This window comes from Moritella dasanensis ArB 0140 (genome assembly GCF_000276805.1).
Classification (GTDB): domain Bacteria; phylum Pseudomonadota; class Gammaproteobacteria; order Enterobacterales; family Moritellaceae; genus Moritella; species Moritella dasanensis.
Genome location: NZ_AKXQ01000003.1, coordinates 76,739 through 90,702 on the forward strand (window position 1 = coordinate 76,739; position 13,964 = coordinate 90,702).

Here is a 13,964-nt window from a genome sequence, read left to right on the forward strand (position 1 = left end):
CGGTTAATCGAGTTGATAACCGCAACACTGATTAAAGGATGAGATTAAGCTGTGAGTAGCTTGTTATCAACCATAAATTGATATTCAGCATGCAAAATTGTACACAGACCGGAAAGCTCTGATTCTAAAATAGATAAATCACAGTCAGAGGTGGTGTTTAGCGTGAAGTGTGCTTTGAGTATATCTGAGCTGTCTGTCTCGGCTATTATTTCTGAGCGTAGACCGGCTAAATTAAGATTGTTGTTGGTAAAGAATAACGTGAACTTCTCAATAATACCGGTGGCATCAGGAATGGTGATGTCGACTTCAATGGTATGATCATAACTGATTGGTTCGTGACGTTCGGTACGCTTCATCATGGTGATTAAATCAAGCTCTTGACTCTTTAATGGCAAGCTAGATTCCAGTTGGATCATCGCATTCCATTCGCCAGACAATAGCATGATCAAGGTAAACTCATTACCAAAAATAGCCAGTTTACTATCCACGATATTACAACCGCAGTTACTGACGTGACCAATGAGCTTGTGAACGATACCTGGACTGTTGCTGCCAAGGGCGGTGATAACTAAATTCTGCGTCATTTTGTTCCAAGTCCTTTTATTCCGGGTCAATTAAAGTAAGTAAACTATTCCGTGTTAATTAAGGTAAGTAAACAAACAATAGTGCATGATATACCCAAGCAACTTCAAGATGCAACAATCCGTAAACTTATCAACCAGCATATTGATGTTGGTAGGTATATACCCAGAATATGCTTGCGACAACTGACTCCTACTATTACTATGCCACGTGTTTTATAGTCAGTTATAACAAGGCCCATATGTTAACAGGTAATATCGTCGCACTTATCACTCCTATGCTCGACAACGGAGACGTCGATCTTTGCTCTTTACAAGGTTTAGTTGAATATCATATTCAGAGCAATACCACTGCACTCGCGGTATTAGGCACAACAGGTGAATCTTGTACGTTTAATCAAGATGAGCATGTAGACGTCATCAAAAAAGTACTGGAAATGGCACAAGGTCGTATCGCGATTATTGCCGGTACAGGATCAAACAGCACTCGTAATGCCATTAAACTCAGTCAAGCATTACACCTGTTGGGTGTGACTGCCGGACTTTGTGTCACGCCTTATTACAATAAACCAACCCAAGAAGGCTTATATCAGCATTATAAAGCCATTACAGAAGCCTGTGATTTACCTCAGATTTTGTATAATGTACCGAGTCGTACAGGTTGTGACATTAGCGATGAGATCGTAGTTAGATTAGCGGAACTTAATGCTATCATAGGCATCAAAGACGCTACCGGTGATTTAACGCGTTTAACTCAGCTTAAACCCTTCCTACCGGATGATTTTTTACTATATAGTGGTGATGATGCAACAGGTTGTGAGTTTATGTTGCAAGGTGGTAATGGGGTTATCTCTGTTACCAGTAATGTTGCTGCCGATGCAATGAGCCGTATGTGTACGTTTGCATTAGCAGGACAGCGCCAAGAAGCGACTGAAATTAATAACAAATTAATGGGTTTACACCAAAATTTATTTGTCGAAGCAAACCCAATCCCGGTAAAATGGGCGTGCAAGCAGTTATCGTTGACTGCAACGGCAAATTTACGGTTACCATTAATTGAATTAGATCAGCAATATCATGCTCAAGTGAGTGCGGCACTCGCACTTGCAGTGGATGCATAAATTTTTGAATTAGGGAATATTAATACTATGACTATGTCATCAACAGGTCACCGCTTGACTAACGCGAAACGTTATAGCGTATTAGCGTGTGCTATTTTAGTCAGTGCTTGTTCAGGATCAGATACAAGACGTCAGGCCAATCAAGACTTTGAATATTTAAATCAACCAATCAAACCAGATTTGGTGATTGCAGAAGGGCTTGATACACCGTTATACACACAACGTTATGACGTGCCTGAATTAGTCGAAGGGACTGAGAATCGCCCCCTTGGTGCTGCTGTTGATGTACGTTCGCCAGTACAAATTTTAGCGTTATCACCCTTAGTTCGTGTGGAAGAAGGCAGCGAAAACGTGACTATTTGGTTTAACAGCCGTAGTGCACAAGATGATGTTTCTTCACAGGTATGGTCGTTGTTAGCTAACTTTTTGGCCGATAAGAAAGTGGCTATTGCCAAGCTTGATGAAACTAATCATGTCTTAGAAACTGATTGGTTAATTAACGAAGAAACGTTTGATGAGTTTAAAGAAGAATCGGAATACGAACTTAAACAGCGTTATAAATTCACCTTATTAACAGCAGCCAGTAAACGTACTGTCGGCCTGCAAGTGGACTTGATTGAACACGAAGAGCGCTTAGAAGGCACTAAGGTTGATAATGAGTTAAGTAAAGGCGATCGCCGTCGTTTCGCAGTGAAAATGTTAAACTTATTGAGCATTTACTACGAAGTTGACCGTATTGAAGGTAACAACAAAGAAACAGCAGAACAAAAAGCGTCGAAACTGAAAATTGATTTTGTCGATCAGCAAAATCCAGTGATCACCTTAAATATCCCGTTTGATGATGCTTGGAAGTTAATGCCAATGGTATTAGGCAAAGTGGGCATGACAGTTCAAGACGAAGATAAATTGGCTGCCACGATGTTAGTTAGCTTTGACGAACAACCAGATTATTTCTGGGCTGATAATAAAGTAACGCCGGTGACATTAGAAGAAGATGATTACCGTATTCAAGTTGGTGAAATTAAAGGCCATACTTCAATTGCGTTCTTTACCGAGAAGAAACAGCCATTGTCAGCAGAAGTAATGAGTCAGTTGTTCATTAGTTTGAAAGACGCTGCTGCGACATTACGTGCCGAAAAAGCGGCAAACGATGAGAAAGCCGCAAGCGAAAAGTAATGTGATACACCTTAGGTGTTAATCATGTGACAAAAAAAGGCCTATGTAGTGATACATAGGCCTTTTTTATCGCTGCTGTTTATAGAAAGTATACAGAGATAATGGGTATAGCTACTGTGTATTGTTTCTGTATATAGATCGCGCTTTGTTAACGGTTATTTCTCTTGGTCTTTTTTAACATCTTCTTCATCTGGCATTGGGTTCTTACCGTATTCGTTCTGGTATTCATTGTGATATTCTTTCTGCTCATCGTCATCATGATCTGGTAGTGGTTTCGCGTGTTCACCGGCATCAAGATGAAAGGCTTTGTTGTATTGGTGTTCAATTTCTTTGGGTATCTTCATTTTCATGTTTGCGGTGTACTTCAACGTCATGATCGACCCTAGAATAAAACCGAGGGCAACCAGAATAATAAGCCAAACCATAAATCCTCCTGTTGATAATTACAATTAATTGCGATTAATTGTAAGTTGTTATTGATAATAATCGTCGTCGTTATGTACTCTTAACTTGCCGCTGCTACGTTGCAGATATACTGAGTATAAATTTGTTCTATATTCGCTAAAATCGTCGCTTTACCTTGAATATCTGCGTTACGAATAGTCTCGGTAATTAATGCTAAGGTGCATGCGTGTTGTGCTGGCACGGCGACAGGTAAATAACTTAAGTGCCACGGTTCGCGTGATACCCCACCAAGGTCTTGACGATAAGGGCGATAGAAACCACAGTCGGCAATATTATCGTCTAACCAAGTCGATAGCGCCGCTAAATAGCCACCTTCATCATACTCTTGTGGGATCAGTTGTAACTGATAACCAGTAGGTAGCGCGCTGTAGTCACAAACGTCTATTTCACAACCCCAATGATGGCGACTCGCCCCCGGTAGCATGGACCAACGTAATATGGCAAATACCTTTTGTTCTTCACTAAGTATAGCGGAGTCTAAGGGTTGGCTGTCATGATCCAAGATGGGTCTGAGACCATTAAATTTATTATTCCAAATACGCAACTGTTGTTCAAAAGAGCGAAAACAAGAGACAACATCAAGATTAAAGCCGGCTTGTTTGGCGCGCGTTTGTAATTGCGCAAATGCAGGCTGTGCGTGTTTGTGGATGAGATGTTGCTGCTGGGTAGGTTGAGGCGGTGCAGATAAGGCTATCACATGGCTTTGTGCTTGCCCTGTTAAAGCGCCTGTTGTGAGTAATGTGTTAGCTGGCATCAGGTGATACCGTGCGGTCGCAGTGGCCAAGGTCGCGCGCTGGGGCGATAATATCACGGACGCGTTGCTTTAATACTTTTGCTTCAGGAAAACCACCGTCTTGCTTGCGTTCCCAAATCAGTTGTTGGTTACAATGGATCTCAAAGCGACCACCGGTGTCTGGGTGCAGACTGATTTTACTGATATCTTCAGCAAAGGTATGCAGGAGTTCTTGCATTAGCCAGGTCGAGCGCAACATCCAGTTACACTGTCGGCAATAGTAAATATCAATTTCAGCTTTAATCTCTGACACGTCAAGGCCCTCTTTTTATGACTTATTCTAACGTAGGATTACTCATCCTAGCGTTATTATTGACTTGGGTATATGATTTTGTCGCTTATTTAGGGTACAATTCCGCCTCATTTTCAGCATCGGTTTTTTTAATGTATAGCATTCTATTTCAAAATAATGATTTCTTGGTTATCAACAAGGCAGCGGGTATTGGTTTTCACGATGAAGACGGCGTTGATGGTATTTGTTCTATTGTCAGAAAGGATATTGGCAGATTAGTATTTCCAGTACACCGTTTAGACAAAGTGACATCAGGATTGTTGTTATTAGCTAAATCATCAGAAGCGGCTGCTAAATTAGCGAAGTTATTTGAATTGCACGAGATCCAAAAATATTACTTGGGTGTTATCGATAGCAAGCCAAAGAAAAAACAAGGTTTAGTAAAAGGCGATATGGAACGTTCACGTCGCAGCATGTGGCGTTTAACAAAAACGTTAACTAACCCTGCTGTTACCCAGTTCTTCACGCAAAGCATCGGTGATGGCAAGCGTTTAGTGGTATTAAAACCATTAACAGGTAAGACACACCAGTTACGCGTAGCATTAAACAGCCTAGGTAGCCCTATCTGTGGTGATCCGCTGTATCAAAGTGCTGATGCTTGGAAATACGATCGTGCTTACTTACACGCGTATTGCCTACAGTTTACTTTAGGTGGCGAAGACTTTAGCTTTGTCGCTGAAGAGTTAAACGGTAAAGAGTTTGAAACTGCTGCATGTAAAGAAGCATTAGTTGCTTATGCACAGCCAGAGACTTTGGCTTGGCCAAAAGTATAGTTGTTATATAACCTAAGTTACTGCGAGGTAGCTTGGTTAAATAATGCATAAAAAAACGCCCAACGTAGGACTCTTTCGAGTAATGCGTTGGGCGTTTTTGTTAACAAAGATTCTATTTATTCAAACAAGAACAAATTAGTCTTATTCAAATTAGAACTATTTATTCCAATTAAAACAAGTCAGCAATCATCGTTTCTAGTTTGTTTTGGTCGATAGCGAAGTTACGGATACCTTCAGCTAGTTTCTCAACAGCCATTGGATCTTGGCTGTGATCCCAACGGAATGCCGCTTCAGTTAGTTTTTCTTTTGGTGCTACTGCTACTGCTTCAGAGAATAGCGCTTGTACAACAGGTTCTGAAGAGTTTTGTAGTTCTTCTAATAACTGAGGTGCAATTGTTAGACGGTCACAACCAGCAAGTGCAAGGATTTCACCTGTGTTACGGAAGCTTGCGCCCATAACAACCGTGTTATAACCCGCTGCTTTGTAGTAGTTGTAGATAGTGCTTACCGAGATAACGCCTGGATCGTTAGCGCCAACATAAGTTTCGCCCGTTTTCGCTTTATGCCAATCCATGATGCGGCCAACGAAAGGAGAGATTAGGAATACGCCTGCTTCAGCACATGCTTGCGCTTGAGCGAAAGAGAATAGTAACGTTAGGTTACAGTTGATGCCCATTGCTTCAAGTTGTTCTGCAGCGCGGATACCTTCCCAAGTAGAAGCCAGTTTGATCAGAATGTTTTCTTTCTCAATACCCACTTCTTTATATAATTCGATTAGTAGTAACGCTTGTTTAACACTTGCTTCAGTGTTGTAAGAAAGACGCGCGTCAACTTCTGTAGAGATGCGACCTGGAATAGTCGTTAAGATCTCTTTACCAATCAATACAGCTAGTTTGTCACAAGCTAATGCAACTTGTGCTTCTGGCGCTGCATTTTCTTTAGCGTAAGCAATTGCTTGTGCTACTAGTGGTTGGTAAGTCGGTAATGCAGCTGCCTTTAGGATAAGTGATGGATTCGTCGTCGCATCTTGAGGCTGGTATAATTTAATTGCATCCACATCGCCTGTATCTGCAACAATAGTGGTTAATTTACTTAGCTGTTCTAACTGATTACTCATTATTTTATGTCCACAATTATAGTATTGTTCGGTGTAAGGGCTTACCGTCACTATCAATAATATTGACTATAATGTCAATACCATAAAACCAGACTTTTTCGGAATCTTAGTGTTAAGGAAATAACGGTAATTGCTGAGTAGTATCTTATCATAGGTTTCATTCGAAAGTATGTAGGCTTTCATCACGTTTTTCGGACAAACTTTGTTGATAAAATAGTGCTTGCAATCACATTCTGCTGCGGTATGTTGTTTATATAAAATAAATAGGATATATGAGCAACGCAATGGAAAAAGATACCTTAAATAATGTACATATTTGTTCTGAACAAGTATTGATGACACCTGCCGAATTAAAATCGAAATTACCTATTTCAGATCATGCACTTGGATATATACACGCTGCACGTGAAACGATTGCTAATATTATCGCTGGCACAGATAAGCGCTTGTTAGTGGTGTGCGGTCCTTGCTCGATCCATGATGAAAAAGCGGCGTTAGAATATGCCCACAAATTAAAAGCACTGCATGACGAGTTAGGCGACCAGCTTTATATTGTTATGCGCGTGTATTTTGAAAAACCACGGACAACAGTTGGCTGGAAAGGCGCAATTAATGACCCACATATGGATGGTTCATTTGATGTTGAAACCGGTTTAATTAATGCGCGTAAATTATTAATTACCCTTGCTGAGATGGAAATTCCAACCGCAACGGAAGCTCTTGATCCGATTAGCCCACAATACCTTGCCGAGTTATTTGCTTGGTCGGCGATTGGCGCGCGTACTACCGAATCACAAACTCACCGTGAAATGGCTTCTGGTCTTTCTATGCCTGTTGGCTTTAAAAACGGTACCGATGGCAGCTTATCAACGGCAATCAATGCGATGAAATCTGCGTCGCACTCACATCGCTTCATGGGTATTAACCAAGAAGGCCAGGTGGCATTATTGCAAACCCAAGGTAATCCCGACGGTCACGTTATTTTACGTGGTGGTAAGCAACCTAACTACGATTCAGTGGCTGTGGCATTAGCCGAGCAAGACATGATTAAAGCGGGCCTACGTCCAAGCTTGATGGTTGATTGCAGTCATGCTAATTCAAATAAAAACCATGAACTACAGCCATTAGTGGCGAAAAACGTCATTCACCAGATCCAAGAAGGTAATAACTCTATTATGGGTGTGATGATTGAAAGTCACCTTAATGGTGGTAATCAATCGTCAGAACAACCTATTGCTGATATGGCATACGGCGTGTCTGTGACGGATGCGTGTATTGATTGGGCAACGACTGAGACGTTATTACGTGAAACAGCGATTGAGTTAAGCAGTTGTTTAACTAAAAGAGCCTAGTTTTAGGTCGGAATACATCGTTTTGGTCGAAATACACAGGGCTTAGGTCGATAGATGAAGTACGTTATAAGGTGAATGGTTAGTGATACTGGATCCGTTAGGTAAATTAAGAGATAAAATCGATGATGTTGACCAACAGCTGGTTGATTTACTCGCACAAAGAATCGCATTAGTAGCCGAAGTCGGGGACATCAAAAGTGAGCATGGCTTGCCGATTTATGTGCCTGAACGTGAAACTGCGATGTTGGAAAAAAGACGCGCAGAAGCTGAAAGCAAAGGCGTTCCAGGCGACTTGATTGAAGATGTATTACGCCGTGTTATGCGTGAATCGTATGCCTCTGAAAAAGATTCTGGTTTCAAAACAGTGAAACCAGACCTTGGTCGTATCGTGGTAATCGGTGGTGCGGGTAAATTGGGTATGTTGTTTGTACGCATGTTCCGTCTGTCTGGTTATGAGGTTGATATTCTAGAGCAAGGTGATTGGGATAAGGCGGATGCGTTATTTGCCAATGCTGGGCTGGTGGTTGTGTCTGTACCGATTAACCTAACCGAAACCATTATCGCTAAGTTAGGCCGTTTACCAAAAGATTGCGTATTGGCCGACATTACCAGTATCAAGAATAAACCCTTACAAGCCATGCTTAATACGCACCAAGGTCCTGTGGTTGGGTTACACCCGATGTTTGGTCCTGATGTGGGTAACTTGGCTAAGCAAGTGATTGTTTGTTGTGATGGCCGTGGTAAAGACCAGTACCAGTGGTTGTTAGAGCAAATGCAGATCTGGGGCGCGCGTATTTATGACGTTGACGCTAAGCAACACGATGAAGCGATGACGCTGATCCAAGCATTACGTCACTTTACTACCTTTGTATATGGCGCGCATTTAGCGGAAGAGAATCCAGATATTCAGCAATTGCTGGATCTGAGCTCACCAATTTATCGCTTAGAACTCGCCATGGTCGGGCGTCTGTTTGCACAGGACCCAACCTTGTATGCTGATATTATTTTAGCGTCAGACAATAACATCGCCATGATCCGCCGTTATGCCGAACGCTTTATGCAAGCCGCCGACATGTTAGAGCGTAATGATAAAGATGGCTTTATTCGTTCGTTTGAAATGGTATCAGATTGGTTTGGTGATTATTCAACTCAGTTCTTGCAAGAAAGCCGCAACTTGCTGCTACAAGCTAATGATAATCGACAATTCTTCGGAGTTGAAAGCTAGTGCTTTGGTGACGATAACTAATCACTGATAAAAAAGCATCGTGATTATGGCATACCTACCAATTAAAAGTTGGTAGGTATTTTTTTGTCATAGCCGTAGATAGTATTCATGTCTTTTTAGAAAAGCTATTTCAACTGTTCCTCATCCGGTTTATTTTTCACCGTATTTTTATAATGTTGCATCCAAGCCATGTTACTGCGAGGGAACTCGACTTGTACTGACGTGTGTAATAATTTTTTTACTTCAACGTAGTTACCTTGGTAAGTTTGATTGTTAAACCCATGCTCTGTGACTTCAAATATGTCATTTTCTGCTGCTTGAATCAGTATGTATCTGTCGCGTTTATAGGTTTTAAAGACCACTGATTCATCGACATGTAAACATTTCAGATAATGGTCTATTTCTTTCAATAGTTTCTTAAAATCAATTCGTTTCATTATGTCCCTCGACTATCAACTATCTATCAATCAACTAGATCTGTTTTTTCTAACAAGCTGCAATATATTCTTTTGGTGATGTTATCGCTGATATAAATAATTTTAATATCACTGTTGTAATGGACAAATGCCACGCGACAACTTAACTGTGGGGTAAGCACAATTTTATACTCTTCGATCTTTTTACCTTGATGAGTGAGCTTGTGAGCAAATTTAATTTTGTAGCTATTGGTGTGTAGTAAAGTGGGGAGCCTTTCTTCAATATCTTGTTCTATTACGGTTTTGAATTGCGCATGCTTAGAAAAAAACTAGCGTAAGTGGTTGTTGCTATCATAAGTAATACTACCAAATAATTGCATACATTCAGCTCTTTTAGTGACATGTGATATATAAATGTATCACCAAAATTAAAGTCTATAGTGTTAAGTTAATAAGGTTTATAAAGGAAATAAAGTGTACGAGCAGCAATGCTGATAGATATAAAAAATCCGATGTTGAGTTAACATCGGATCCGATTTAAATGATTGTAACGTTATCGCTAGTGTTTACAGTAAATCTTCAGGTACATCCGTTGCAGCAACGTCTTCACTCGGGTAACAACCCAATACTTTCAGTTGATTGGTAATACGCGTTAGCTGTTTAATCACTGTCTGCATGTTTGATGATTGTAAATTAGCCGCAACATCAATATAGAACATCTCTTCCCAAGGGTTACCTTGAATAGGGCGTGATTCTAATTTAGTCATATTAACGCCTTGCTCGCGCAATACTAATAACGCTTCAACCAAACAACCTGCTTGTTGACCTGTCGACATAGTAAACGTGGTTTTAGCTGGGATTTGTACCGCAACATCAACGGGCTTACGCGCCACGACAATAAAGCGGCTGTAGTTTTCTGTTTGGTTGGCAAGACCGGTACGAATTGGTTTCAAACCATACAGTTCGCCACCCGTAATACTGCCAATTGCAGCAACAGTTTCGTTGTTTAATTCTTTTACTTTCGCCATTGCCGCTGATGAGCTGTCGACAAATTCAATTTTAATGTGGGGATGAGCACTTAAAAACAATGAGCATTGAGCAAACGGCTGTGGATGCGCATAGATAGTTTCAATTTTTGATAAGTCAGTATCACACGTGGTGATTAAACTGTGTTCGATTGGTTGCGTTAATTCACCCACAATCGATAAGCTGGTGTGCTGTAATAAGTCGTAAACATCATTGATGCTGCCAGAAGAGGTATTTTCAATCGGTAACATACCGTAATCAGCTTGGCCTTTTTCGACCGCAGTGATGATTTGTTGGAAAGTAGGGAAGCCTAATTCCACTAAGCTGTCGTCTTGACGCGCAAAGTATTTCTTACAAGCAAGGTTAGAGTAAGAACCTTTATCGCCTAAGAATGCCACTCGCGCCACGGATACAGCCGCGTTAGGGTTTTTAATTTGTTGTAAAAAGGCTTGTTGCAGCAACACTGAATCTTCCAACACCGTGTGGTAAATGTTCATTATGTAATTGCTATCAAGGCCAAGTTCACGACCTTGATTGATTAGACGCACTAGTAATTGTTGTTCACGGTCTTGATCGCGTACAGGTTTACTTGTCGATTGCTTGCTCTTTGCCACTTCAATGGCTAATTCTCGGCGTTCGGCTAGTAATTGTAATAAGTTGTTATCAAGTGTGGTGATGCGAGTTCTAATATCGTTCAGGTCTGCCATGAAATAAAATCCTTGTGCGTACTCTATAAGGTTATTCGATATATATGCTTAATAGTGCGCATTTATTTTAAATTGATCGTTTATTTTTAGTTGATGGTTTAATTTATTTATCTAGGGAGGCAAAGTCAAGGTATCAGAGGCAAACTGCGGAAATAAAAAAGCGCAGTCCTATGCTGCGCTTATTTGTTGTTCCTCTATTAAATAGAGAAACAAGATTTTTTAGTCTTTATATGAGTACTGTTTATTAATACTCTTGGAGTTCTAACTCATCGTCAGAAATCTTTTCAACAGGCAGTTCTTCACCACTAATGACACCTGCTCGACACTGCTCTTTACCGCTTTTATGCGCTGAGTGTTTTTCGCTGTATTTATTTAATTGACGCTCTAGCTTTTGGCCTAAAATCGTAATTGCAGCGTAAAGATCTTCTCCTTCAGAAACTGCGAGTAGTTGGCCTTGAGGAAGATGAATGCTAGCCTCAATTTTTTTAATGTTATTCTTGTCTTTACTAATCGTTACGTGCGGATTAATCATTGGAATATTGAAGCGTTCTAGCTTCGCATATTTCATCGCAAGCTTTTCCTGCATAGGAGCCGTAACTTTGATTTCTTTACTGGTTATTTCAAATGTCATAGACATCTCCTTGGGTGATTGCATTGTTTGGTACAACTTCAGAATACGACTTTTAGGTTAAAAAAAAGTGATCTGGATCACGTTTGTAAATTTAGTTTTTTTAACGCCTAAAAAGTGTGATCAGCTAATCATTTATGGGTGTTTATGTTAAATCCGTTGTTTTATACCTGTTGCTTAGGCATTATGCCTAAACCATAGTGGATAAAATCAAATGATGACTGAACCGAATAATATGTCTGATAAATGTAATATAACGCCCTCACATGATGAATCAGTTGCCAAGTCTGCACGGCTTAACCATGTGTTATTGCAATTAACGAGTATAGATTGGTGTGGTAATGATGAATTTGTTGGTTTTGTCGATGCTATCGTTAAAGAAACTCAAAAATCATTAAACCTTGTGGATGTAACGATTCAGTTGTTTAGTGATACGTTCGGCGATCTTATTCCGTTATTGCCACGACACCTTGTTAGTGTAAATCCAAATTACGCCTTTAATGTCACTGAACTATCACAGTTGCACTCACGCAGTGAAGTCGTCCAAATAATTGAAAAAGATGATTTTTTAAAGACGATAAATTTAGCCATTCCGTTATTTAATCAAAATGATTGTGTTGGTGTGATTAACTTTAATGGTGTCATCGACAGCCATGTTCCCTCAAGCATCACTCTGTCTTTTTGTACTGCTATTGGGGCGCTGATCCAACGTAATTTCCGCTTAATGGATAATGAATTACGTTATGGTTTGTCTATGTTTACCGCAAGTCAATCGCAAGAAGAATACCATCGTTTGGCATTTTTTGATTCGTTAACGGGTCTTGCTAATCGACGTTTATTAACACAAACCATTGAAACCCAATATCAGTTAGCCAAAAGTAATCAGGTGATCGGGGCGCTATTATTTATCGACTTGGATTTTTTTAAAGCCATTAATGATTCATTGGGACATGCTGTGGGTGATGGCATATTGGTTGAGGTAGCAGAACGATTAAAAGAAATACCCCAAGCAGAAGATTTTATTGCTCGCCTTGGTGGTGATGAATTTGTGATTTTATTGTCTGATTTATCTGACAATCCAATGCATGCCGAACAGCATGCAAATTTATTGGCTGAGCAATTAATTGCCCGTATTTCTCAGCCTTATTTATACCAGGGACAAGCCTTGTATATTGGCGCCAGTATTGGCGTTACCTTGTTTCCAAGTAAAGATCAGCAAGCCGACGATTTATTACAACAAGCCGATACAGCCATGTATCAAGCTAAATCGAATGGCCGTAAAAAAGTGTCCTTCTTTGATATATCCATGCAACGTAAAGCGGATAAGCGGTTACATATTTATAATTGCTTGAAAAGTGCGATTGCGAAAAATGAGTTGTTCTTGCATTACCAACCTCAGCATATGGTCCAAAGCGGTGAATTCATTGGTGTTGAAGCCTTGGTGCGTTGGCACTTAGAGGGTAAACAACTCATTTCACCTGCCGAGTTTATCCCTATTGCCGAAGAAACTGATCTGATTATCGATATTGGTATTTGGGTGTTACAAGCCGCGTGTCGCCAGTTTATGGCGTGGAAATCGCAAGGTATCGATGTGCCGCAGATGTCGGTCAATGTCAGTACTCGACAGTTTCATGATCAAAACTTTGTTGATTCGATACTTATGGTATTAGATGAAACGGGGATGGATCCGATGGCGTTAAACTTAGAAATTACCGAATCTGTGGTGATTGAGCATGCCGAGGACGCCATTCGTAAAATGACCGATTTGAAGAATGTTGGTGTCAGTTTTGCTGTCGATGACTTTGGTGCGGGTTATTCATCGTTAAGTTATTTAAAACGCTTACCTGCCAATGAATTGAAAATTGATCGTTCATTTATTCAGAGTATTCCGCATAATGTCTCTGATATGGCGATTGTTGAAGCGGTACTGGCAATGGCGAAACACATGGGCTTTAATGTCACTGCTGAAGGTGTTGAAAGTCGCCAGCAGCTAGAATTTTTACAGCGTCAACAATGTAGTTTCTATCAAGGTTTTTATGCCAGTAAACCCTTGTCGGCAGAACACTTAGCACTTTACATCAAACGTCGACAAGGATAGTCCGACGTTATTGATGATGTTATTGGTGTAATCCGCAGTAAATCTAGGTTATTTGTTATAACCCAAAGGGAATAAATGTTACTGATAAGGGGAACATTTATGTCACTTTAGTATCTATATCATTGTAAATCAGTGTTAAATAAGAATGAAACAAAAGTTAAATGCTATTATTTTAGTTACCCATTAAATTACCA

Annotated in this window: 14 protein-coding genes; 6 read left to right on the top strand and 8 right to left on the bottom strand. The window is 40.3% G+C overall.

Annotated features, from left to right (window positions below):
• Nucleotides 1-44: 44 nt before the first annotated feature.
• Nucleotides 45-584, bottom strand: a complete 540-nt coding sequence (locus tag A923_RS0103285) for an ACT domain-containing protein (protein ID WP_017220221.1) — start codon at nucleotides 582-584, stop codon at nucleotides 45-47.
• A gap of 239 nt (nucleotides 585-823) precedes the next feature.
• Here A923_RS0103285 and dapA point away from each other — a divergent pair, with 239 nt between their 5' ends.
• A complete protein-coding gene (gene dapA / locus A923_RS0103290; RefSeq protein WP_017220222.1) occupies nucleotides 824-1,702 on the top strand; it encodes a 4-hydroxy-tetrahydrodipicolinate synthase in 879 nt (292 codons plus the stop codon).
• Nucleotides 1,703-1,729: 27 nt separating this feature from the next.
• Entirely contained in the window at nucleotides 1,730-2,878 is a 1,149-nt protein-coding gene (bamC, locus tag A923_RS0103295) for an outer membrane protein assembly factor BamC (RefSeq protein ID WP_017220223.1), read from the top strand.
• Nucleotides 2,879-3,033: 155 nt separating this feature from the next.
• On the opposite strand, the gene A923_RS0103300 is transcribed toward bamC, so the two are convergent.
• The 3 genes from A923_RS0103300 to A923_RS0103310 form a co-directional block, all read right to left on the bottom strand.
• Nucleotides 3,034-3,303: a DUF2897 family protein gene (locus tag A923_RS0103300; protein ID WP_017220224.1), complete on the bottom strand. Its 270-nt coding sequence runs from the start codon at nucleotides 3,301-3,303 to the stop codon at nucleotides 3,034-3,036.
• 80 nt (nucleotides 3,304-3,383) lie between these two features.
• Nucleotides 3,384-4,097: a M15 family metallopeptidase gene (locus tag A923_RS0103305; RefSeq protein ID WP_017220225.1), complete on the bottom strand. Its 714-nt coding sequence runs from the start codon at nucleotides 4,095-4,097 to the stop codon at nucleotides 3,384-3,386.
• Nucleotides 4,087-4,389: an Rdx family protein gene (locus A923_RS0103310; RefSeq protein ID WP_017220226.1), complete on the bottom strand. Its 303-nt coding sequence runs from the start codon at nucleotides 4,387-4,389 to the stop codon at nucleotides 4,087-4,089. The genes A923_RS0103305 and A923_RS0103310 overlap by 11 nt, the downstream gene beginning before the upstream one ends.
• Before the next feature lie 131 nt (nucleotides 4,390-4,520).
• On the opposite strand from A923_RS0103310, the gene A923_RS0103315 reads away from it, so the two are divergent.
• Nucleotides 4,521-5,201, top strand: a complete 681-nt coding sequence (locus A923_RS0103315; RefSeq protein ID WP_026006041.1) for a TIGR01621 family pseudouridine synthase — start codon at nucleotides 4,521-4,523, stop codon at nucleotides 5,199-5,201.
• 169 nt (nucleotides 5,202-5,370) lie between these two features.
• On the opposite strand, the gene tal is transcribed toward A923_RS0103315, so the two are convergent.
• Nucleotides 5,371-6,318 (bottom strand): transaldolase, encoded by a 948-nt coding sequence (gene tal, locus A923_RS0103320; protein ID WP_017220228.1) that lies wholly within the window; start codon nucleotides 6,316-6,318, stop codon nucleotides 5,371-5,373.
• A 284-nt stretch (nucleotides 6,319-6,602) separates the two neighbouring features.
• On the opposite strand from tal, the gene A923_RS0103325 reads away from it, so the two are divergent.
• Together A923_RS0103325 and tyrA are read left to right on the top strand one after the other, a co-directional pair.
• Entirely contained in the window at nucleotides 6,603-7,670 is a 1,068-nt protein-coding gene (locus A923_RS0103325) for a 3-deoxy-7-phosphoheptulonate synthase (RefSeq protein WP_026006042.1), read from the top strand.
• An 82-nt stretch (nucleotides 7,671-7,752) separates the two neighbouring features.
• Entirely contained in the window at nucleotides 7,753-8,895 is a 1,143-nt protein-coding gene (gene tyrA, locus A923_RS0103330; protein ID WP_017220230.1) for a bifunctional chorismate mutase/prephenate dehydrogenase, read from the top strand.
• Nucleotides 8,896-9,020: 125 nt separating this feature from the next.
• Here the strand turns inward: tyrA and A923_RS21980 are convergent, their stop codons facing one another.
• From A923_RS21980 to hpf, 3 genes are all read right to left on the bottom strand, one after another.
• Nucleotides 9,021-9,332 carry a hypothetical protein gene (locus A923_RS21980; protein WP_017220231.1) on the bottom strand — a complete coding sequence of 104 codons (312 nt, stop codon included), beginning with the start codon at nucleotides 9,330-9,332 and terminating at the stop codon, nucleotides 9,021-9,023.
• Between the two features lie 545 nt (nucleotides 9,333-9,877).
• A complete protein-coding gene (locus tag A923_RS0103340) occupies nucleotides 9,878-11,044 on the bottom strand; it encodes a chorismate mutase (protein WP_017220232.1) in 1,167 nt (388 codons plus the stop codon).
• Nucleotides 11,045-11,288: 244 nt separating this feature from the next.
• Complete coding sequence (gene hpf, locus A923_RS0103345; RefSeq protein ID WP_017220233.1) at nucleotides 11,289-11,675, bottom strand: ribosome hibernation-promoting factor, HPF/YfiA family; 387 nt, start codon at nucleotides 11,673-11,675, stop codon at nucleotides 11,289-11,291.
• Between the two features lie 211 nt (nucleotides 11,676-11,886).
• On the opposite strand from hpf, the gene A923_RS0103350 reads away from it, so the two are divergent.
• Nucleotides 11,887-13,770 (top strand): putative bifunctional diguanylate cyclase/phosphodiesterase, encoded by a 1,884-nt coding sequence (locus A923_RS0103350; RefSeq protein ID WP_017220234.1) that lies wholly within the window; start codon nucleotides 11,887-11,889, stop codon nucleotides 13,768-13,770.
• Nucleotides 13,771-13,964: the final 194 nt, after the last annotated feature.